The organism is Thalassobaculum sp. (assembly GCF_040219215.1).
Classification (GTDB): Bacteria; Pseudomonadota; Alphaproteobacteria; order Thalassobaculales; family Thalassobaculaceae; genus Thalassobaculum_A.
On sequence record NZ_JAVJSX010000012.1, the window covers coordinates 25157 to 45912 of the forward strand.

At 66.2% G+C, this 20756-nt stretch carries 18 protein-coding genes; 14 read left to right on the forward strand and 4 right to left on the reverse strand.

Going from position 1 to position 20756, the window contains the following annotated elements; genetic code table 11:
- Window positions 1–96 precede the first annotated feature (96 nt).
- The 3 genes from RIC54_RS11110 (at window position 97) to uvrB (ending at window position 3502) form a co-directional block, all read left to right on the forward strand.
- Window positions 97–744: an RraA family protein gene (locus RIC54_RS11110; protein ID WP_350096973.1), complete on the forward strand. Its 648-nt coding sequence runs from the start codon at window positions 97–99 to the stop codon at window positions 742–744.
- A 19-nt stretch (window positions 745–763) separates the two neighbouring features.
- On the forward strand, window positions 764–1231 hold the full coding sequence (locus RIC54_RS11115; RefSeq protein ID WP_350096975.1) for a PilZ domain-containing protein: 468 nt from the start codon (window positions 764–766) through the stop codon (window positions 1229–1231).
- A 63-nt stretch (window positions 1232–1294) separates the two neighbouring features.
- Window positions 1295–3502, forward strand: coding sequence for an excinuclease ABC subunit UvrB (gene uvrB, locus RIC54_RS11120; protein ID WP_350096977.1), 2208 nt, complete (start codon window positions 1295–1297; stop codon window positions 3500–3502).
- Between the two features lie 35 nt (window positions 3503–3537).
- Here the strand turns inward: uvrB and RIC54_RS11125 are convergent, their stop codons facing one another.
- Window positions 3538–5577, reverse strand: coding sequence for a monovalent cation:proton antiporter-2 (CPA2) family protein (locus tag RIC54_RS11125; protein ID WP_350096979.1), 2040 nt, complete (start codon window positions 5575–5577; stop codon window positions 3538–3540).
- Between the two features lie 241 nt (window positions 5578–5818).
- On the opposite strand from RIC54_RS11125, the gene RIC54_RS11130 reads away from it, so the two are divergent.
- The 3 genes from RIC54_RS11130 (at window position 5819) to uvrC (ending at window position 9985) form a co-directional block, all read left to right on the forward strand.
- A complete protein-coding gene (locus RIC54_RS11130) occupies window positions 5819–6802 on the forward strand; it encodes a calcium/sodium antiporter (protein WP_350096981.1) in 984 nt (327 codons plus the stop codon).
- A 52-nt stretch (window positions 6803–6854) separates the two neighbouring features.
- Complete coding sequence (locus RIC54_RS11135; protein ID WP_350096983.1) at window positions 6855–7634, forward strand: SDR family oxidoreductase; 780 nt, start codon at window positions 6855–6857, stop codon at window positions 7632–7634.
- Between the two features lie 401 nt (window positions 7635–8035).
- Entirely contained in the window at window positions 8036–9985 is a 1950-nt protein-coding gene (gene uvrC, locus RIC54_RS11140) for an excinuclease ABC subunit UvrC (protein ID WP_350096985.1), read from the forward strand.
- 19 nt (window positions 9986–10004) lie between these two features.
- On the opposite strand, the gene pgsA is transcribed toward uvrC, so the two are convergent.
- Window positions 10005–10613 carry a CDP-diacylglycerol--glycerol-3-phosphate 3-phosphatidyltransferase gene (pgsA, locus tag RIC54_RS11145; protein WP_350096987.1) on the reverse strand — a complete coding sequence of 203 codons (609 nt, stop codon included), beginning with the start codon at window positions 10611–10613 and terminating at the stop codon, window positions 10005–10007.
- A gap of 155 nt (window positions 10614–10768) precedes the next feature.
- Complete coding sequence (locus RIC54_RS11150; RefSeq protein ID WP_350096989.1) at window positions 10769–11314, reverse strand: DUF2062 domain-containing protein; 546 nt, start codon at window positions 11312–11314, stop codon at window positions 10769–10771.
- A 111-nt stretch (window positions 11315–11425) separates the two neighbouring features.
- Between RIC54_RS11150 and mobB the strand changes: the two genes are divergently transcribed.
- The 7 genes from mobB (at window position 11426) to ligA (ending at window position 18646) form a co-directional block, all read left to right on the forward strand.
- Entirely contained in the window at window positions 11426–11938 is a 513-nt protein-coding gene (gene mobB, locus RIC54_RS11155; RefSeq protein ID WP_350096991.1) for a molybdopterin-guanine dinucleotide biosynthesis protein B, read from the forward strand.
- A 4-nt stretch (window positions 11939–11942) separates the two neighbouring features.
- The gene (locus tag RIC54_RS11160) at window positions 11943–13211 is read left to right on the forward strand and encodes a molybdopterin molybdotransferase MoeA (protein ID WP_350096993.1); all 1269 of its coding nucleotides are present in this window, start codon (window positions 11943–11945) and stop codon (window positions 13209–13211) included.
- Complete coding sequence (gene moaD / locus RIC54_RS11165) at window positions 13208–13459, forward strand: molybdopterin converting factor subunit 1 (RefSeq protein WP_350096995.1); 252 nt, start codon at window positions 13208–13210, stop codon at window positions 13457–13459. Before RIC54_RS11160 ends, moaD begins: the two co-directional genes overlap by 4 nt.
- Before the next feature lie 9 nt (window positions 13460–13468).
- A complete protein-coding gene (locus RIC54_RS11170) occupies window positions 13469–13921 on the forward strand; it encodes a molybdenum cofactor biosynthesis protein MoaE (RefSeq protein ID WP_350096997.1) in 453 nt (150 codons plus the stop codon).
- 112 nt (window positions 13922–14033) lie between these two features.
- On the forward strand, window positions 14034–14846 hold the full coding sequence (locus tag RIC54_RS11175; protein ID WP_502989706.1) for an outer membrane protein assembly factor BamD: 813 nt from the start codon (window positions 14034–14036) through the stop codon (window positions 14844–14846).
- Between the two features lie 3 nt (window positions 14847–14849).
- Window positions 14850–16556, forward strand: coding sequence for a DNA repair protein RecN (gene recN / locus RIC54_RS11180; RefSeq protein WP_350097001.1), 1707 nt, complete (start codon window positions 14850–14852; stop codon window positions 16554–16556).
- A complete protein-coding gene (gene ligA, locus RIC54_RS11185; RefSeq protein WP_350097003.1) occupies window positions 16556–18646 on the forward strand; it encodes an NAD-dependent DNA ligase LigA in 2091 nt (696 codons plus the stop codon). Before recN ends, ligA begins: the two co-directional genes overlap by 1 nt.
- 37 nt (window positions 18647–18683) lie before the next feature.
- Here ligA and RIC54_RS11190 read toward each other — a convergent pair whose 3' ends face one another.
- Window positions 18684–19820 carry a class I SAM-dependent methyltransferase gene (locus RIC54_RS11190; RefSeq protein ID WP_350097005.1) on the reverse strand — a complete coding sequence of 379 codons (1137 nt, stop codon included), beginning with the start codon at window positions 19818–19820 and terminating at the stop codon, window positions 18684–18686.
- 372 nt (window positions 19821–20192) lie between these two features.
- Here RIC54_RS11190 and RIC54_RS11195 point away from each other — a divergent pair, with 372 nt between their 5' ends.
- Window positions 20193–20531 (forward strand): hypothetical protein, encoded by a 339-nt coding sequence (locus RIC54_RS11195; RefSeq protein ID WP_350097007.1) that lies wholly within the window; start codon window positions 20193–20195, stop codon window positions 20529–20531.
- Window positions 20532–20756 lie beyond the last annotated feature (225 nt).

A 20756-nucleotide genomic window follows, 5' to 3' on the forward strand; every position in this document is an offset into this window, starting at 1 on the left:
TGGCGAAAGCTCAACGTCCGGCCGGCACGACCGCCGCGCTGGACGCCCCACCCCCGAGCCGGGCTATGCTTCGTGGAGAAGATGGAGGAGACGATCTTGGACGTTGACGCCCTGCGCCGCGGGTTCGCGGACATTGCCACCAGCACGATTGCCAACGCGCTCGACGACCTCGGCCTGCACGGGGTTATCGTCGGCCTGCGCGCCGTCGTGCCGGGCACCAAGGCGATCGGTCCCGCCGTCACCGTCCGCGAACGCACCGGCGTGCGCGGCAGCTTCCCGGTCGAGGACTTCAAGGTCGGACACATGATCGAGGCCGCTCCGGCCGGTTCAGTCATCGTGGTCGACAACGGCGGCCACCCGGTGTCCACCTGGGGCGGCATGGCCAGCCGGGCGGCGCAGGTGAAGGGCATCGCCGGGCTGCTCGTGGAAGGCGGCGTCCGCGACTGGGAGGAACAGCAGCAGTTCCGGTTCCCGCTGTTCGCCCGCCACGTGGTCCCGACCCCGGGCAAGACCCGCATCAGGGTCGAGGCTATTGGCGAGCCGATCACCATCGAGGGAGTGCTGATTCGCCCCGACGACCTGATCGTCGCGGACGGATCCGGGATCTGCGTCCTGCCGGTCGAGCATGCCGAGCGCATCCTTCAGCTCTCGGCCCAGTTCGCCGCCGACGACCGGCAGGCCGAGGACGAGATCGCCAAGGGCCTGAGCTTCCGCGAGGCGCTCTCAAAGTTCGCCAAGATCTGACATCGGGCAGGAGGCTTGCATGCATGACCGCACCGAGGCCACGCAGTCACTGTCGGACCGCCTGTCCGTCGTGCAGGAGCATCTGCGCGCGGTGCTGACGCGAACCTCGGACCAGTCGATCGTCGAGGAACTGGGCAACGCCGCCCATGAGATCGGCCTGCTCCGCCTCGCGCTGGACAGCCCGACCCCGGAGTCGCGACGCCACCACCTGCGTGTGCCGGAATCGATCGGAACGGCCTTGATGGTTGATGGCCGGGAAGTCGATGCCGTCATCGTCGACATCTCGGTCGGCGGGGTCGGCATGGTGACCGACGAGCGATTGCCCGCCGGAACCCTGCTGCGTGTCGCGGTCCCGCCGGTCGGCTGGATAGAGGCCGAAGTGGTCGCCACCGACGACGATCGGCTGCATGTCCGGTTCCGCACCGATGGCGCCTCGACCGACCAGCAGCGTGCCCTGCTCGATCTGGTCCTGCGGCACTACGACTAGCGAGTCGGGGATTCGCCGAAAGAGGGCTTCCAAGCCAGCTTCGTTCGCACTATGTTCCCGGTCATGAGCACCCAGACCGCCGAGCGCGAACGGCCGGCCCCGCTCCCCGGCGCGGTCGCCCCAGACCTCAAATCGAACGCGGCCCGCCAGGATGCCAGTGTTCCATTCCAGGTAGTGTCGGACTTCGCACCGGCTGGCGACCAGCCGCGCGCCATCGCCGACCTGATCGCCGGCGTGCAGGCGCAGGAACTGGATCAGGTCCTTCTGGGCGTCACCGGATCCGGCAAGACCTTCACGATCGCCCATGTGATCCAGGAAGTGAGGCGCCCGACCCTGATCCTGGCGCCGAACAAGACGCTGGCCGCCCAGCTTTACGGCGAGATGAAGAGTTTTTTCCCGCATAACGCAGTCGAGTACTTCGTCTCGTATTATGACTACTACCAGCCCGAAGCCTATGTTCCGCGCACCGATACCTTCGTGGAGAAGGAATCCTCGGTAAACGAGCAGATCGACCGGATGCGGCACTCCGCAACCCGCGCATTGCTGGAGCGGCACGACGTGATCATCGTGGCGTCGGTGTCCTGCATTTACGGCATCGGCGCGGTCGAGACCTACGGCAACATGATCGTGACGTTGAAGGTCGGCGACACGATCGACCGGACCAACGTCATGCGCCGGCTGGTCGAACTGCAGTACAAGCGCAACGACGCCAGCTTCCACCGCGGCACCTTCCGGGTGCGCGGCGACAGCCTGGAGATCTTCCCCGCCCACCTGGAGGATCGCGCCTGGCGGCTGTCGCTGTTCGGCGACGAGTTGGAAGCGATTCAGGAGTTCGATCCGCTGACCGGCGAGAAGACCGCTGCGCTCGAGCAGATCCGGGTGTTCGCGAACTCCCACTACGTCACTCCCAAGCCGACCCTGCAGCAGGCCAACCGCCTGATCAAGGTCGAGTTGAAGGAGCGCCTCGACGAGCTGAACCGGGCCGGCAAGCTGCTGGAGGCCCAACGCCTGGAGCAGCGCACGACCTTCGATCTGGAGATGATGGAGGCGACCGGCTCCTGCGCCGGCATTGAGAACTATTCGCGCTACCTGTCCGGCCGAAACCCCGGCGAGCCGCCGCCGACCTTGTTCGAGTACCTGCCGGAGGACGCCCTGCTGATCGTCGACGAGAGCCACGTCACGGTCCCGCAGATCGGCGGCATGTTCAAAGGCGACTATGCCCGCAAGTACACGCTATCGGAGTACGGGTTCCGGCTGCCGTCCTGCCTGGACAACCGCCCGCTCAAGTTTGAGGAGTGGGAGGACATGCGGCCGCAGACGGTGTTCGTCTCGGCGACCCCCGGACCTTGGGAGTTGGAGCGCACCGGCGGGGTGTTCGTCGAGCAATTGGTGCGCCCGACCGGCTTGATCGACCCGGTCTGCGAGATCCGACCGACCAAGAATCAGGTCGACGACGTGATCGCCGAATGCCACGACGCCGCGGCGAAAGGGCATCGCGTCCTGATCACCGTGCTGACCAAAAAGATGGCCGAGGCGCTCACCGAGTACATGAACGAGGCTGGCATCAAGGTCCGCTACATCCATTCCGACGTGGACACCCTGGAGCGCATCGAGATCATCCGCGATTTGCGCCTCGGGATCTTCGACGTGCTGATCGGCATCAATCTGCTGCGCGAGGGTCTGGACATCCCGGAATGCGCCCTTGTCTGCATCCTCGACGCCGACAAGGAAGGCTACCTGCGCTCCAAGACCTCGCTGGTGCAGACCATCGGCCGGGCGGCCCGCAACATCGACGGCCGAGTGCTGCTGTACGCCGACCGCATGACCGCCAGCCTGGAGTATGCGATCGGCGAGACCGAGCGCCGCCGTCAGAAGCAGATCGAGTACAACGCCGCCAACGGGATCACGCCGGAAAGCGTGAAGAAGAACATCGGCGACATCCTGTCCAGCGTCTACGAACGCGGCGACCACGTGACCGTCGACACCGGCACCGAGGAAGGCGAACTGGTCGACAAGCCGATCCGCCAGATCATCGAGGAACTGGAGGCGCGCATGAAGGCCGCCGCCGCCGATCTGGAGTTCGAGGACGCGGCCCGCCTGCGCGACGAGATCAAGCGCCTGGAAGCCGCCGAGTTGGGAGTCACCACCGACGGCAAGCCGTTGCCGCGCGGCGGCGTGGTTCGGCTGAAAGTTCCGATCCAGCCACCCAGCGGCCGTCCGCCGGAGAAGGGCCGCAGCAGCAGCGGCCGCAAGCGGCGACAGGGGCGGTAACACCGCCGGTCTCAACCTTGGGCGTCTGCCTCGGCCTATTCCGCCTGTCGCACAACAGCCGGCGGCTCAGCGTCATCCGGTTCGATGGGAGCCGCTGCTTCGATCGCCGGGCTGACCGCAGCGGCAGCCTCGGGCCGGTTGTCGCGGGGTGTTTCGTCAGCTTGTGGCGGCGGGCTATCTCCCGCAGACCGTGCGGAACTCGGTTCAGCCGGCGCCGGGCTTTCTTCCTCTCGCTCGGGGCGTTCTGCCGCGGCCTCCTCCTCCTCCGCCATGGCCGCAGCGGCCAGCACCCGGTCGGTTGGCGCCGACTTCTCCGTATCGCTTCCCGGTCGAATGCCGATCGGCTCGGCAATACCGTCGACGAAGCGGAGTTGGCGGATCAACTCCTCGATATCCTGCCAGTCCGTGCCGGATCGGCGCAGCACCTCGCCGCCAAGCTGCAGGCTGGCTTCCAGCGTTTCCAGCACAGTGCCTTCCGCGCCCAGTTCCTCCAGCCGCCGGGCGTGCACCGCGTCACGGGCCCGGGCGTAGATCGGCAGTTCCGGAAACCGCGCATGCAGGTAGGTCACGGTGCGGTCTACCGCCAGCCCAGACGTCGTCAGGGTCACCACCACCGCGCGGGCGCGCTCACCTCCCAGCCGCCGCAGCACTTCCTGACGGCTGGCGTCGCCGTAGAACACAGGCTGCCCGGCGCGCCGTCCATCGCGAACCCGCTGGGCGTCGGTGTCCAGAGCGACATACGGAACCAGCTTGGCATCCAACAGGCGCGCCACCGTGCGTCCGACACGGCCGAAGCCGGCGATGATCACGTGATCCTCCCACTCGGTGGAGCCACCGTCATCGCCGGCTCCCATCGACTGGTTCTGGCGATGCTCGAGCAGATCTCCGACCCGACCGGCTAGCCACACGACCACCGGGGTGGTTGCCATGCTGATCGCGACGACCAGGAACAGCTGGTCGCTCAACCCATCGGGCATCAGGGAATGGGTGTCGGCAAGGCCCAGGATCACAAAGGCGAACTCGCCGCCCTGTGCCAACAAAGCCCCGGTCCGGATCGCCGCCGCGAACGGCATCCGGATCGCCAGCCCTATGCCAACGACGATGAGCAGCTTCAGGCCCACGAAGCCGACCAGGAAGATCAGCACCCCGCCGAACTCGCGGATCGCCAGGCCCAGGTCGATGGTCATGCCGACGGTCATGAAGAACAGGCCGAGCAGGATGCCGCGAAACGGCTCGATATCGGCTTCCACCTGATGCCGGAACTCGCTCTCCGACAACAGCAGCCCGGCCAGGAACGCGCCCAGCGCCATCGACAGGCCGACCATCTGGGTCGCCCAACCGATTCCGAGAACCACCAGCAGGGTCATGGCGGTGAACACTTCCGGCGCGTTGGCCGTGGCGATCACATGATACAGCGGCCGCAGCAGTTGCCGCCCGGCGACCACGATGACCGCAAGCGCAACTGCGGCCTTCAGCAGTGTCAACGCGAGGGCGATGGCGATCGACTCGGTGTCACCGCCCCGTGCGACCAGAGGCACCACCACCAGGATCGGGACCACGGCGAGGTCCTGGAACAGCAGAACCGCGAACGCCGCCCGGCCTTGACGGGTCGCCAGTTCCCCGCGCTCTGCCATCAGCTGAAGCACGAAGGCGGTTGACGACAACGCCAGCGCAGCGCCGACCACGGCGCTGGTCGCGGCGTCGTAACCCAGCGCGATCCCGGCAATGCCGACCGCGAGCCCGGTGGCCATCACCTGCCCCGCACCGAGGCCGAACACCAGGCGACGCATGACCTTCAGTCGTTCGAGCGACAGCTCCAGCCCGATCGCGAACAGCAGGAAGACCACGCCGATGTCGGCAAGCTCCCGCGTCGCCTCGACATCGTCGACCATGCCTAGAGCGTGAGGGCCGATCACCGCACCGGCAGCCAGATAGCCGAGCACGAGGCTGAACTTCAGCCGGCGCAGCAGCGGCGCCACCAGGACTGCCGCTGCAAGGAAAACCAAGGCATCGCCGACGGTGCCGGCGTGCCCGTCACCAGACGGCCCGCCGAACGCACTCAGCAGGCTCTCCACCGATATCCTCCAGCCGTCACGGGACCCTCAAACCGTACTCCGACGGCCGGCGTCCGGCCAGACATCAGACGAATTCCATTATATGCGCATTGAAATATGGCGGAGAATCACCACACCTTGTGGAATGCTGACGTTGCGTTACGTCGCCCCCTCGACCTTGACCCGCGATGCTCATCGACAACCGACGAGACATAAAGAATTGTGCATGGCCTAGGGGCGCAGAGCGCGTGCTGCGCTCATGATGTCCGCAGCCTGGATATTCGCGGGTCTCGTCCTACTCCTGCTCGGTGCAGAAGTAATGATTCGCGGGGCAGTCGCAATGGCGCGCCGGGCCCGCATCAGTCCCCACGTCATCGGCCTGACCGTGATTGCCTTCGGCACCTCGGCCCCGGAGCTGTTTGTCAGCCTCAAGGCGGCGCTGCATGGCTCGCCGGGGATCGCGATCGGCAATGTCGTCGGGTCCAACATCGCCAACATCCTGCTGATGATCGGAACCGTGGGTGTGGTGACGCCCTTCGTGTGCCGCGGCGCACCACTGCGCCGCGACGGCTTGGTGCTGGTGCTTGCCACCGTGCTGTTCGTCGCCGCCGGCATTCACGGCGTGATCGAGCGCTGGCATGCCGTCCTGATGCTGGCCATGCTGGTCGGCTACCTGCTGTACTGCTACCGCGAGGAACGCCGGGCCGGGCCCGAGAGCCTGCACGCCAAGGAAGTGGCCGAGTTCGACCAGTTGCCGACCAGCATGTGGCGCAGCGTCGCCTACACTCTGGGTGGGTTGATCGCGGTCATCGCCGGCGCCCGGCTGCTGGTCGACGGCGCGATCATGGTGGCCCGCATCGCCGGCATCTCCGAGACCGTGATCGGCATCACCGTGGTTGCTGTCGGTACCTCGCTGCCCGAGTTGGCGACCACCGTTGTCGCGGCGATGCGTCGGCACTCCGATGTGGCCTTGGGCAACATCATCGGCTCGAACATCTTCAACACGCTGGGCATCCTGGGCGTGGTCGCGCTGGTCTCCCCGCTGCCGATACCGCCGGAGATCATGTCGGCCGACCTGTGGATCATGGCGGCGGTGACGGTCGCGTTCGTTGCGCTGGCGATTCGTCTCCCGGCGTTCAACCGGCCATGGGCGATCGTGTTCTTCATGACCTACGTGCTGTTCATCACCAACCAGTTTCTGCCGGCCGGCGCCTGGGCCGCCGCGTTCGACATTGCAGCCAATTGATCATCGCCGTCTTGCGGCTTGACGCCGCTCTCAAGCTGTCCAGGCTGTGGCCATGATCCAGCGAGTCCCCAACCCGATTCCACGTACCGCCTTCGTCACCGGCGCCGGACGGCGCGTTGGCCGGGCGATTGCCCTCCGGCTGGCGCAAGGCGGCTGGAACATTGCCATCCATTACGGGCTGTCGCGGGACGAGGCTGAGGCCACCGCGGAAGAAATCCGGCGGCTGGGCGTGAAGGCCACCACCCTCGCAGCCGACCTGTCGCAAGAGGACCAGGTACAGCCGCTGCTGGCAGCGGCAACCGACGTCCTTGGTCCGATCGGCCTGCTGGTCAACAACGCGTCGGTGTTCGAGCCTGACCGGCTGTCGACCGTGACCCGCGCCGGCTGGGACAGCCACATGGCGTCCAACCTGCGCGCACCCGTGATCCTGATGCAGAACTTCGCAGCCCTGCTTCCCGACGACTGCGACGGCGCGATCGTGAACATCCTGGACCAGCGGGTCTGGAATCCGACCGAGGACTTCCTGTCGTACACGGTGACGAAAGCCGCCCTGTGGAGCCTCACGCAGACCCTGGCCCTCGACCTGGCACCACGGATCCGGGTCTGCGGGGTCGGGCCGGGACCGACGCTCGCGAATGCCAGACAAGCAACAAGCGAGTTCGACGCCCAGGCCGCTTCGGTTCCGCTGCGTCACGCGGCCGAACCCACGGAGATTGCAGACACCGTGGCATTCCTGGCCGACGCACGTTCGATCACCGGCCAGATGATCGCCGTGGACGGCGGGCAGCATCTGTGGTGGGCGCCGCCTTCGGACAGCACGCCTCGAGACTGACTTTGGGCCGGTGACGGCTCCGCCGGCATCCGTATCATCAGTGTTTGATTCTGAGCGATGATCCGGTCGTTTCGGGGTCTATTGACCTCAAACCTGCGCTAGAGCGGTGGAGTTGTTCACATGGCGTCGAGCCCTCCGCCGCTGTAACACTACTGTCAAGGAAATACCTGATTGTAAAAGGATCTTAATATTCGATCTCGCTTGAGTTGTTTGTTTTCAATTGGTTAGAGAGACTGATTAAAAAATGTGCAATGATGTGAATCACCACGGAGTCCTAGGCCTCGGGGTTTGGCCCCACGGGTTTTCCACATGGTTTTCCACTGATGCCGTGGATTACCGGGAACCGCCGCAGACATGCCCCAACGCTTGACGCGGACCCGGAGCATGCCCATCACGGTGCCATGAGCGACAGTGGCTTCATCGATCCGCCGACCGGAACCGAACGCGCCCGGCGACGGCGTCGCACGGAACCGGATATCGAGCGCGGGGTCTCTGTAATCCGGGAGCATCTCCGCACGATGCCGGCGGCGCCGGGTGTCTACCGGATGCTCGATGAAGACGGCGATGTTCTGTATGTCGGCAAGGCCCGCAGCCTGAAGAAGCGGGTGGTCAATTACACGCACCCGGCGAAGCTTCCGAACCGGATCTTCCGGATGATCAGCGAAACCACCCGCATGGAGGTGGTGACGACCCATACCGAGGTCGAGGCGCTGCTGCTCGAGAGCAACCTGATCAAGCGCCTCAAGCCGCGCTACAACGTGCTCCTGCGCGACGACAAGTCGTTCCCGCACATCCTGATGACCGGCGACCACGTCTACCCGCAGATCGTCAAGCACCGCGGCGCGCGTTCCCGCAAGGGCGACTATTTCGGGCCGTTCGCTTCCGCCGGCGCGGTCAACCGGACGATTGCCGCCCTGCAGCGGGCATTCCTGCTGCGCAACTGCACCGATTCGGTGTTTTCGGCCCGCACCCGCCCCTGCCTGCAGTACCAGATCAAACGGTGCAGCGCGCCATGCGTCGGTTTCGTCGAGCAGGCCGAGTACGCCGAACTGGTCGACGAGGCGCGGCGCTTCCTGACCGGACGCAGCCACGACGTCCAGCAGCAGTTGGCCGTCAAGATGCAGGAGGCGGCGGAGGCGCTGGAATTCGAGACCGCCGCGATCTACCGCAACCGCATCCGGGCGCTGACGGCGATCCAGGCCCACCAGGACATCAACGTCGACGGCATCGAGGAGGCCGACGTGATCGCCCTGCACAGCGAGGGCGGGCATACCTGCATCCAGGTATTCTTCTTCCGGGCCGGCAGCAATTTCGGCAACCGGGCGTACTTTCCAAGCCATGACAAGGAAACCGAGGATGGCGACGTCCTGTCGGCGTTCCTTGGCCAGTTCTACGACGACAAGCCTCCGCCACGGCTGATCCTGGTGTCCCACCCGGTGCCCGAGGCGAGCCTGATGGCCGAGGCATTGTCGACCCGTGCCGGACGAAAGGTCGAGTTGCTGGCTCCGCAGCGCGGCTCGAAGCGGAAGCTCATGGAGCACGCCACGTTGAACGCCCGGGAAGCCCTTGGCAGGCGGATGGCGGAGAGCGCCTCGCAACGGCGGTTGCTGGAAGGTGTCGCACAGGTGTTCGGCCTGGAGGCCACACCCGATCGGGTCGAGGTCTACGACAACTCCCACACCGGCGGCACCAACTCGGTGGGCGGGATGATCGTTGCCGGCCCCGAAGGCTTCATCAAGTCCGCGTACCGCAAGTTCAACATCCGCAATGTCGACGACGGGGCACAGGACGTCCGGGTGGACCAGCTGGAGGCCGGCGACGACTACGCGATGATGCGACAGGTCCTGATCCGCCGGTTCGCCCGGGCGTTGAAGGAGGATCCGGAACGGAAGTCCGGAACCTGGCCGGATCTGGTGCTGATCGACGGCGGGGCGGCGCACCTGGCCATCGCGCATGAGGTCTTCGCCGAGTTGGGGATCGACGACCTGCCGGTTGCGTCAATCGCCAAGGGTCCGGACCGTGACGCCGGTCGCGAGCGCTTCTTCATGGCGGACCGCGAGCCGTTCATGCTGGAGCGGCGCGATCCGGTTCTCTATTTCCTGCAGCGCCTGCGCGACGAGGCCCACCGGTTCGCCATCGAGACCCACCGGGCACGCCGGACCAAGGCGCTGGGTGGCAACCCGCTGGACGAGATCTCCGGCATCGGAGCGCGCCGAAAGAAGGCCCTGCTTCACCATTTCGGCTCCGCCCGAGGTGTCGCCCGGGCTGGACTCGCCGATCTCAACGCGGTGGATGGCATCAGCACCGCCGTGGCCAAGCGGGTCTATGACTTCTTCCACGAAGACGGCTGATCCGCGGATCCGGCCAACGCTACGGCGAGATCTGTTCCGGCTTGGGTGTCGGTTGCGGCGAGTGGCCCGCTTCCACGCTGGCCAGGTGCTTCAGCCCCGAGCGCAGGTAGTCCCATCCGGTCAGTAGAGTAAATCCCGCCGCCAGCCACAACCCGACCTCACCGACCAACTGGGCCTGTGTCCACGCTGGGGCATCGGTACCGATGATCAGAAAGCCGATGGCCAGCATCTGGATCGCGGTTTTCCATTTGGCTAGCCCGCTGACCGGCATACCGACACGAATCTCGGCCAGAAACTCCCGCAGGCCCGAGACCAGGATCTCGCGCAGCAGAATCACCAGCCCCGCCAGTACCGTCCAGCCCTCGATATAGCCCAGCGCACTGAGGATCAGCAGGCAGGCCCCGACCAGCAACTTGTCCGCGATCGGGTCGAGCAGCCGGCCGAACGCCGACTGTACGTCCAGCGTTCGCGCCAGATAGCCGTCGAAATAGTCCGTGATGCTGGCGAGGGCGTACAACGCCAGGGCCGCCCAGCGGAAGGTCTCCCCGCCGATCCACAAGCAGGCGATCAGCGGCGGCAGGACGACGATCCGGGACAGCGTGAGCAGATTAGGCAGGTGGACGAGCATGACGCTCGGGTCTCCGTGGTGCCGAAAGCGAGCGCTTTGGTAAACGGTCCCAGTGTACATAGCCCTCGAGCCGACACCAGTCGAGGCAGAGTTGCACAACATTCGATGGCAGCGCCACTGGGCTACCCGACAGGGTTCGGCCGGAACAGAATGCCTCAGCCGTTCTCGGTCGCTACTTCGCGGCCGAGCCGCCGGCGCTCGCGAGCCGCCGCGACCATACGTGACTTGCGCAGCGCGACCCGGCGTTCCAGGAAGCGTTCGATCTGACGGCCAATCCAATAGCCCACCGGCCAACCCACCAGCATGAACGGGATGCTGCCGATGAAGATCGCGAACGCGCCTGAACCGAGCGTGCCGATAACCTGATGCACCTGGTCTTCCGACTGGAACTCCATCACTGCCGAGCAGGCGATGGCGCGGCAACCGATGAAATAATAGAGCGTGTATGTCGGCACCATGGTCAGCGGATTGACCACCAGCGAACCCACCACCGCCACCACCATGTCGAACAGATACCGTCCGGCGATTCGGTTGATCGGAATGATGATCAGCAGGCAGAGGACCATCTGGAGGCCGACGGTCGGGGAGAAGCCAACCACCATTCCGAGGGCCATCGACCGGGCGATCACGCCGTCGGTCAGCGCCATCTTCTTGGCCTGGCGCATAATTTTGGTAACGATCCGCTTGAACAAGGCTTTCAATCAACGCTCCGGGGTTTCGGGCACGCGCGCGAGCGTATATTTGCGCTAAGAACGGGACAACCGTAACCATGAACCCTTAAATATGGGGTAAAGATCCGGCGAGGAAATGCCATGCGCGTGTTCGGGCTGGCCGGGTGGTCCGGCAGCGGCAAGACGACGTTGCTGTGCCGGCTGATTCCGGAACTGATCGGGCGTGGCCGACGCGTGTCTACAATCAAGCACGCCCATCATGCGTTCGACGTCGACCAGCCCGGCAAGGACAGTTTTGAGCATCGCGCTGCCGGTGCCACCGAGGTGATGATCGGCTCGGCGATGCGGTTTGCCCTGATGCATGAGCTGCGGGACGCGCCCGAGCCGACGCTTGCCGAGTTGCTGGGACGGATGGCGCCAGTCGACCTCGTCCTGATCGAAGGCTTCAAGCGCGACAGCCACGCCAAGCTGGAGGTCTACCGGGCATCGGTGGGCAAGCCGCCGCTATGGCCGACCGACGCCGCGATCGTCGCGGTGGCGAGCGACACTCCCCAACCGGAGTGCTCCCGTCCGGTCCTGGGCCTGGACGATATTGCAGGCATTGCAGACCTGGTCGATACCCGTGCCGTCGACGCCACAGCCCTGCTAGTCTGACCCCATGGTTCAACTGACCGACGATTGCTTCGCCTTCGAAGGCGGCCTGATACCGGTGGAAGCCGCGCTTGAACGCGTGCGCGCCCGGCTGGCGCCGGTGACAGGTATCGAAGCGCAGCCGCTGGATGCAGCGCTTGGACGGATCTTGGCCGCCGACGTGATTTCCGGTCTGGACGTTCCGCCGCACGACAATTCCGCGGTCGACGGCTGGGCGGTCTATCACGACGACCTCAACCGCGATGGAGAGACCCGGTTGCCGATCGGCGGCCGGGTAGCCGCCGGCCGGCACCTGGACCGGGCGCAGCGTCGCGGCGAAACCATCCGGATCTTCACCGGCGCACCGATGCCGTCCGGCGACGACACCCGGCCCGACACGGTCTTCATGCAGGAAGACTGCCGGGTCGACGGGGACAGCGTGGTGTTTCCGCCCGGCATCCGGCGCGGCGCCAACCGGCGGTTCGCGGGCGAGGATGTAAAGGCCGGCGCCACCATCCTGCGTAGCGGTCGGCGGCTCGGCCCGCCGGAGATCGGACTTGCCGCCTCGATCGGCCATACCACGCTTCCGGTCCGCACGGCCTTGCGCGTCGCGGTGTTCTCCACCGGCGACGAGGTCCGTGAGCCGGGTACCGACCGTTCAGCCGGCGCAATCTATGATTCCAACCGCTACACCCTGAAAGCCTTGCTGCGCGGACTCGGCTGTTCGGTCACCGATCTTGGGATCCTGGCGGATCATGGCGAGACCATTCGAACCGCGCTGGCCGCGGCCGCCGACAGCCACGATGCAATCATCACGTCCGGCGGCGTGTCGACCGGTGAGGAAGACCATGTACGGGCGGCGGTCGAAGCCGAGGGCCAGCTGGATGCCTGGCGGCTGGCCATCAAGCCCGGTCGGCCGGTGGCGTTGGGTGTCGTCAGGGGCACCGCGTTCCTTGGGCTGCCGGGAAACCCGGTGGCCGTCGTCGTCACGTTCCTGCATCTGGCCCGGCCGATCCTGCTGGCTCTCGCCGGAGCCGACGTGCCGACCCCGCCCCGGTATCCGGTCCGGGCGGGGTTCGCCTACAAGAAGAAGGCGGGGCGGCGCGAGTACGTTCGCGTCCGGATTGACCCGGTTGCCGGCAGCCTGCCAATCGCCCGGCGCGCGGGCAGTGAGGGTGCGGGGGTCCTGTCCTCGCTGGTGGCCGCCGACGGCTTGATCGAACTGGCCGATGACGCGCTGGGACTTTCCGAAGGCGACACCGCCGCCTATCTGCCGTTCAGCGAGGTGATGCGATGAAGGTTCTGTATTTTGCCTGGGTACGGCAGCGCATCGGGATCGGGCATGAGACCGTGACCCCGCCGCCCGAGGTGTCGACGATCAGCACGCTGGTTGACTGGCTGCGGACCCGCGGACCGGGTTACGCCGAGGCGTTTGCCGACACCCGCGCAATCCGCTGTTCGGTGAATCAGGAGTATGTCGAGCCGGATCATCCGGTGGCGCCGGGAGACGAAGTGGCGTTCTTCCCGCCGGTCACCGGGGGTTGAGAGGCCAGCATGTCCGTCCGGGTGCAGGAAGAGGATTTCGACATCGGTGCCGAACTGGTCCAGATGACCGCCGGCGATCACGCAATTGGTGGCCTGGGGGTCTTCGTCGGTCTGGTCCGGGATATTGCCGGGGACGCCGCGGTCGCCGGCATGACCCTGGAGCATTACCCGGGAATGACCGAGCGGCAGCTTGAGGCGATCGAGACCGAGGCGTGCACACGCTGGCCGTTGCAGGCCACCCGGATCGTTCACCGAGTCGGTCGGCTTGAACCTGGCGACAACATCGTTCTGGTCGCCTGCGCGTCGGCCCACCGCCAGGCGGCGCTGGATGCCACCGCCTTTCTGATCGACTGGCTCAAGACCAAGGCACCGTTCTGGAAACTCGAGGAGACCCAGGACGGAGAGCAGTGGGTCGACGCTCGCGAGAGCGATGATGCTGCCGCAGCCCGCTGGGGGCGCTAGCCCGATCGACACGGAAGCCCGGGGGCTCCCGCACCGCCCCTTCCCTCCGGCCGCCGCTCGCCGTATGTTCCGGTCGATTGTGCGCCCCGACAGGACCGCCACCTGGATGCTGATGACGCCGCTTCTCCGCTCCGCGCTGCCCGCCGTGCTTCTGCTCGCCGCGTTGGGGGCCTGCAGTACCGATGACGAGACTCCCTATGTCGACCGCCCGGTCGAGCAGATCTACAACGAGGCCTACGAGGCCGCGCTGAAGGGCGAGTTCAAGAAGGCAGCCCCGCTGTTCGACGAGGTCGAACGCCAGCACCCCTATTCGGTTTGGGCGACGCAGGCCCAGTTGATGGCCGCCTACTCGCTCTACCAAGCAAACAATTACACCGAATCGGTCAACGCCCTCGACCGCTTCATCCAGCTCAATCCCTCCAATCCGAACGTCGACTACGCCTATTACCTGAAGGGTCTGTGCTACTACGAACAGATCGTCGACGTCGGCCGGGACCAGAAGCTGACCAAGGAAGCGCTGGAAAGCTTCGACGAAGTGATCAAGCGCTTCCCGACCTCGAAGTTCGCCCGCGATGCCCGCCTGAAGATCGACCTCACCCGCAACCACCTGGCGGGCAAAGAGATGGCGATTGGCCGCTGGTATCTGGAGCGCGGCCAGTATCTGGCCGCGATCAACCGGTTCCAGAAAGTCGTCGAACAGTTCGACACCACCGACCAGGTGCCGGAAGCCCTGCTTCGCCTGACCGAGGCCTACACGGCGCTCGGCCTGACCGGCGAGGCCAAGCGGACCGCGGCGGTCCTCGGCTACAACTACCCGGGAACCGAGTGGTACCAGGACGCGTACGCGCTGGCGACCAACGGGGAGCCCCGCTCCGAAGCCGAGAGCGACAAGGGTTGGCTCGGCTGGGGCATCGGTCCGTTCTGATCCATGCTCGCCGCGCTCGCGATTCGGGACGTGGTGCTGATCGACCGGCTGGATCTGGCGTTTGCGCCAGGCCTGTCAGTGCTGACCGGTGAGACCGGGGCGGGCAAATCGATCCTGCTGGACGCGCTTGGGCTGGCGCTGGGCGCCCGCGCCGACTCCGGTCTGGTCCGCCACGGTCGCGAACAAGCCAGTGTCACCGCCGCGTTCGATCCACCGCCCGGCCATCCCGTCGACGCCATCCTGGCCGAGGCCGAGTTGGAGCCGCGCGACGGCGCGCTGATCCTGCGCCGCGTGGTGACGGCCGATGGGCGGTCGCGCGCCTATGTGAACGACCAGCCGACCAGTGTCGCCCTGCTGCGACGGCTCGGCGACGCTCTGGTCGAGGTCCAGGGCCAGTTCGACCAGCGCGGACTGATGGACCCGGGCACGCATCGCGAAACCCTGGATGCCCTTGCCGGATTGTCGGCCGATGTCCTGGCGGTACACGCCGCCTGGGAGACTTGGCGCGTTGCCGCGGACCGCCATGCCAAGGCACGGGCCGCGATGGAGAAGGCGCGCGCCGACGAGGACTGGTTGCGCCATGCGGTCGACGAGTTCGATCGCATGCGTCCGACCGAGGGCGAGGAATCGCGACTGACCGAGACCCGCACGGTGCTGGCCAACGCCGAAGCCGTGCTGTCGGCCATGAACGCCGCGGCCGATGCCCTGACCGGCGACGGCACCTCGGACAGCGGCGCCGACAGCGCGGTCGCGCAGGCGCAGCGGGCCCTGGACCGGGTGGTCGACAAGGCCGGCGGCCGCCTGACCGCCGCCGTCGCGGCCCTCGACCGCGCCGCGGCGGAGATCCAGGAGGCGGTGATCGAGATCCAGTCGGCCGCCGAGGACATCGAAGGTGATTCCGGACGTTTGACCGAGGTCGACGACCGCCTGCACGAGCTGCGCGATCTGGCCCGCAAGCACGGGATCGAGCCCGACCAGCTGCCGCTGCTGCATCGTGAACTGGTCGACCGTTTGGCCGCGTTGGATGGTCAAGGTGGCGGGCTGGGCGGGCTGGCCGAGGCCGAACGCCGGGCACGCGCCGACTACATCGCCAAAGCGGAGGCATTGTCGGCGAAGCGCGGAAAGGCTGCCGGCAAACTGGATGCCGCGATCGCCAAGGAACTGCCACCGCTGAAACTGGAGAAGGCGCGGTTCGAGACCGCCGTCGAGCGCCTGGACGAGCCCCGCTGGGGGCCCGGCGGCCTGGACACGGTGGTGTTCCGGGTCACGACCAACCCCGGCACCCCGCCGGGACCGCTGTCGAAGATCGCGTCCGGCGGCGAGCTGTCGCGGTTCCTGCTGGCGCTCAAAGTGGTTCTGGCGGAATCGAGCCCGGTGCCGACCGTGGTGTTCGACGAGGTCGACTCCGGTGTCGGCGGCGCGGTCGCCGCGGCCGTCGGCGACCGATTGGCCCGGCTCGCCGAACGCCTTCAGATCCTGGTGGTCACGCACTCCCCCCAGGTCGCGGCGCAGGGCGCGCACCATTGGCACGTCGAGAAGCGCGCTTCCGGCAACGCCGTCACCACCAACGTCGAGGCCCTGGACGCCGGCGCCCGGCGCGAGGAGATCGCGCGGATGTTGTCGGGCGCCGCGATCACCACCGAAGCGCGCGCCGCCGCAGACAGCCTGCTCTTGCAGTCGATTGGATCACGAGCCGCCGGAGCCGGATGATGACGGGCGAGGCCGATACTGCCGGCAAGCCGGTTGATGCATTGACCGATGCCGAGGCGAAGGCTGAATTGCAGCGCCTCTCGGACGCGATTTCCACAGCCGATCGGCAGTATCACGTCGAGGATGCCCCGGTCCTGACCGACGCCGAGTACGATACACTGCGGCGGCGCAACCAGGCGATTGAGGAGCGCTTTCCGGATCTGAAGCTTGCGGACAGCCCGAGCGAGCGGGTGGCGCCGGGTCCGTCGGAGGGATTCTCGAAGGTCCGGCACGCCCGGCCCATGCTGTCGCTGGCCAATGCCTTCGATGACGAGGATGTCCATGAGTTCGCCCGCCGGGTGCGGCGGTTCCTGAGTCTGGCCGAGGAGGACGAACTGGCGCTGGTCGCCGAACCGAAGATCGACGGGCTCTCGGCATCGCTACGCTACGTCGACGGCCGGCTTGAAGTCGGAGCGACCCGCGGCGACGGCACCGAGGGCGAGAACATCACCCGCAACCTGGAGACCCTGGGCGACGTTCCGACGGCGCTGCCCGCCGGAGTTCCCGGGATCCTGGAAGTGCGCGGCGAGGTCTATATGACCAAGGACGACTTCGTCGCCCTGAACGAGCGCCAGGCCAACGCCGGCGGCAAGATCTTCGCGAATCCACGGAACGCGGCTGCCGGTTCGCTGCGCCAGCTTGATCCGACGATTACCGCCGCGCGCCCGCTGCGGTTCTTCGCGTACTCCTGGGGCGAGATCAGCGAGAACATCGCCGATACCCACTGGGAATTCCTGGAGAAGCTTGAAGCATGGGGCTTCACCACCAACCCGCTGTCCAAACGCTGCGAGTCGGTAGCGGCCGCGCTGGACGTCTACGCCGACATCGGCGAGCGGCGAACGACCCTGCCCTATGACATCGACGGGGTAGTCTACAAGGTCGACCGGCTGGACTGGCAGCAGCGGCTGGGGATGGTCAGCCGCGCACCGCGCTGGGCGATTGCCCACAAGTTCAAGGCGGAGCAAGCCGAGACCGTCCTGAAGGCGATTGAGATCCAGGTCGGCCGCACCGGCGCCCTGACCCCGGTGGCGCGCCTGGAGCCGGTCAAGGTGGCGGGTGTCACCGTCTCGAACGCCACCCTGCACAACGAGGGCGAGATCCGCCGCAAGGACGTCCGGGTCGGTGACACGGTGGTGATCCAACGCGCCGGCGACGTCATCCCGCAGGTTGTCCGGGTGATCCTGGAAAAGCGGCCGCCCGACAGCGTCGAGTACGACTTCCCCCGGACCTGCCCGGAATGCGGCTCCGATGCCGAGCAGCCCGAAGGCGAGGCGATCCGGCGGTGCACCGGCGGACTGATCTGCCCGGCCCAGGCAGTCGAGCGGCTGAAACATTTCGTCAGCCGGGACGCCTTCGATATCGAGGGTCTGGGCTCAAAGCAGATCGACGCGTTTTACACAGACGGCCTGATCAAGCGGCCGGGCGATATCTTCCGGCTGAAAGCGCACCGGGACGCGCTGATCGGCGAGAAAGGCACGAAGACTATCTCCACCGACAATCTGCTGACGGCGATCGAGAACCGGCGATCGATCGGGCTCGATCGGTTCATCTACGCGCTCGGCATCCGACAGGTCGGCCAGGCGACCGCCCGGCTGCTGGCAATCAACTACGGCACGCTGGAAGCGCTGCGAACCGCCATGGCGGCAACGCACGACCCCGAGAGCGAGGCGCACGCGGATCTGCTGAACATCGACCAGATCGGCTCGTCGGTCGCCAAGGATCTCACCGATTTCTTCGCCGAAGAGCATAACGCCGAGGTGCTGGACGATCTCGCCGCTGAACTGACGATCGAGGCGTTCGCCGCGCCGGCCGCGACGGATTCCCCGGTTGCCGGCAAGACCGTGGTGTTCACCGGCACCCTGACCCGGATCGGCCGCAACGAGGCCAAGGCCAAGGCAGAGAGCCTGGGTGCGAAGGTTGCCGGATCGGTGTCGAAGAAGACCGACTACGTTGTCGTCGGCGCTGACGCCGGCTCGAAGGCAGCCAAGGCCGAAGCGCTCGGCGTGCCGACGCTGAGCGAGGACGAATGGTTCGCGCTGATCGGTGAGTAATCGGCCGGCGCCGGGATCCCGTGCCGCCCAGCCACACTCAACGGTGCAGGCGGAACGCGAGCTGCTTGGTGAACGGACCGATGGCGATGGCCGTCGCCTGCCATCCAGCATCCCGCCGGAACTCGTCGAAAGCCCGCATTTCGTGGTTCTCGAATCCCGGATAGCCGAAATACTCATCGAACACCACGACGCTTCCGTCGACCAGGCGATCCCCCAGGCCCGAGAAGATGTCGACGGTACTCGAGTATAGATCGCAGTCGACGTGCAGGAAGGCGACGGGTCCAGCGTGCTGCCGGCGAAACGTTGGAATGGTCTCGGTGAACCATCCGACATGGACCTGCACGTTCTCCGGCAGATCCGGGATCATCCCTCCGGTCGAGTAACTGCCGGCAGCCTCGTGCTCCCAGGCTTCCGGCAACCCCTGAAAGCTGTCGAAGGCGTGGAGCGCGCCGTCGAGCAGCCGCGCGATCCGGCTCGCTGAGGCTCCCTCGGCGACGCCGAACTCCAGATACAGGCCGATCTGCCCGAGCCGCGTTCCCTGCATCAACGATACGCAGTGGGCGAAGAGATCGCGTCGGGTTTGAAATGCCCGGATCTCCGGGTTGATCCATTGCGCCACACAGTCCACCGAAGCCTGACGGAAGGCCGGTGTACGCTCGGCGGCAAGCGCCCGGCGATCGTCCAGTCCCGACGATTGGCCATCGACGATCAGGGCAATCATCGCGCGGTAATAGGGCGTCCAGAGCAGATCCGGACGGGATGCAGCCAAGCGGGCGGCGTGCCTTTCGAAAACCCCTCGACCGGCGCCGTGGGCCTTGTGCAGCAGGACACTTGCCCGTGGGTCGTCCTTGACGAACCAGGGCGTCAACCAGTGGAGTGCCTGCAAGCCAGATCGGCCATCGCCGTGTGGCTCCGGAGCCGCTGCCAGCTGCTGGTAGGCCTCGCACCGGTCTGGAGCGGCCAAGACGGTTCGCCTTGCTGCGGCGGCGACGCCGGCGCCACCGCGCGCCACGTGGCAACGGGTCAGGATCTCCAGCAACTCGGACGACAGACCATGTTTGGCGATCCAGTCGTCACCCGTGGCGATCGCGTGATCATGGCGCCCCTGATCGGCGAGCATCTTGACCAGCAGAAGGACGACGCGACGGTCGGACGGCGCAGCGGCCAGCGCCATCCACAACACTTCCTCCACCAGAGACAAGTGCCCGTTGGCAAACAAGAATCGCGCAAGACCCAGCATTCGGGGGAGCGGTGGCGTCATGGTCGGATGGATCCCGTTCTCACATTGTTCGGCCGGACTATACCGCTGCCGCCGCACGGATCGTCGCTCGTTCGCTGATCGGCTTGGCTGGGACGCCCCCCGGAGTGTCACAGGAGCGGTCGCGCGCGTTCGCGACCTCGGCACAAGCCATGCAAAAACGTCATGACACGGTCTGCTATTTTAGGGCTTTTCCTGCCTCCCCAAGCTTCCTATGTGCTTTCCACAGTATTCGGCGCGGCGGACATCTGCCCCCAGGGCTCGATGCTTCGGTGTGAGGAGCACGCAATGATCATCACGAACACCAGCGGCTGGCTCGATCGCTACATTGCCGCTCGGCAGGCGTCTCTGGAGTCCGTCACCGATCTTGATCGTGCCGGGCAGGGCGTTGTCGATCGCGATGTTCGGTTTGGAACCTTGACCAGCGTGCTGCGTTCCTTCTTCGCCGTTCATCGTCCGAGGCGCCGTGCGCTGGTGGATGTGGACGACCGGGTGTTCGCCGATCTCGGCTTGGCCCGCCAACAGATTGTAGCGCTTGCGGCGCGCGCGACCGAGGCACGCTGGACGGCATACGATCCGTCGTTGCCACGGGTTGCGAACGCCAACACGAGGTTCCGGGCCGCCTGAAACGGCGGTGCGGTTCAGCCGGTTCAACGCCAGCAGAACCGGTTTCATTCCCTAGACTCCCTGACTACGGGTGCGCCCCTCTCCGGAGGGGCGCATCTTTTATGACCAAGCATCCCGTCTCGAACATGCGCTTTCGACTTATCCATGCATCGAACGCAATGCTGCACTGCAAAACCACTGCTGTCCGCGGCGAGTCCTCCGTCCCAAGTATGGACGCGACAACAG

What these genes read in the sequence shown, in the direction of transcription:
- RIC54_RS11115 (WP_350096975.1), top strand. Translation starts at nt 764, where the DNA reads ATGCATGACCGCACCGAGGCCACGCAGTCACTGTCGGACCGCCTGTCC.
- uvrB (WP_350096977.1), top strand. Translation starts at nt 1,295, where the DNA reads ATGAGCACCCAGACCGCCGAGCGCGAACGGCCGGCCCCGCTCCCCGGC.
- RIC54_RS11130 (WP_350096981.1), top strand. Translation starts at nt 5,819, where the DNA reads ATGTCCGCAGCCTGGATATTCGCGGGTCTCGTCCTACTCCTGCTCGGT.
- RIC54_RS11135 (WP_350096983.1), top strand. Translation starts at nt 6,855, where the DNA reads ATGATCCAGCGAGTCCCCAACCCGATTCCACGTACCGCCTTCGTCACC.
- uvrC (WP_350096985.1), top strand. Translation starts at nt 8,036, where the DNA reads ATGAGCGACAGTGGCTTCATCGATCCGCCGACCGGAACCGAACGCGCC.
- pgsA (WP_350096987.1), bottom strand. Translation starts at nt 10,613, where the DNA reads ATGCTCGTCCACCTGCCTAATCTGCTCACGCTGTCCCGGATCGTCGTC.
- mobB (WP_350096991.1), top strand. Translation starts at nt 11,426, where the DNA reads ATGCGCGTGTTCGGGCTGGCCGGGTGGTCCGGCAGCGGCAAGACGACG.
- RIC54_RS11160 (WP_350096993.1), top strand. Translation starts at nt 11,943, where the DNA reads ATGGTTCAACTGACCGACGATTGCTTCGCCTTCGAAGGCGGCCTGATA.
- moaD (WP_350096995.1), top strand. Translation starts at nt 13,208, where the DNA reads ATGAAGGTTCTGTATTTTGCCTGGGTACGGCAGCGCATCGGGATCGGG.
- RIC54_RS11170 (WP_350096997.1), top strand. Translation starts at nt 13,469, where the DNA reads ATGTCCGTCCGGGTGCAGGAAGAGGATTTCGACATCGGTGCCGAACTG.
- RIC54_RS11175 (WP_502989706.1), top strand. Translation starts at nt 14,034, where the DNA reads ATGACGCCGCTTCTCCGCTCCGCGCTGCCCGCCGTGCTTCTGCTCGCC.
- recN (WP_350097001.1), top strand. Translation starts at nt 14,850, where the DNA reads ATGCTCGCCGCGCTCGCGATTCGGGACGTGGTGCTGATCGACCGGCTG.
- ligA (WP_350097003.1), top strand. Translation starts at nt 16,556, where the DNA reads ATGACGGGCGAGGCCGATACTGCCGGCAAGCCGGTTGATGCATTGACC.
- RIC54_RS11190 (WP_350097005.1), bottom strand. Translation starts at nt 19,820, where the DNA reads ATGGCGCTGGCCGCTGCGCCGTCCGACCGTCGCGTCGTCCTTCTGCTG.
- RIC54_RS11195 (WP_350097007.1), top strand. Translation starts at nt 20,193, where the DNA reads ATGATCATCACGAACACCAGCGGCTGGCTCGATCGCTACATTGCCGCT.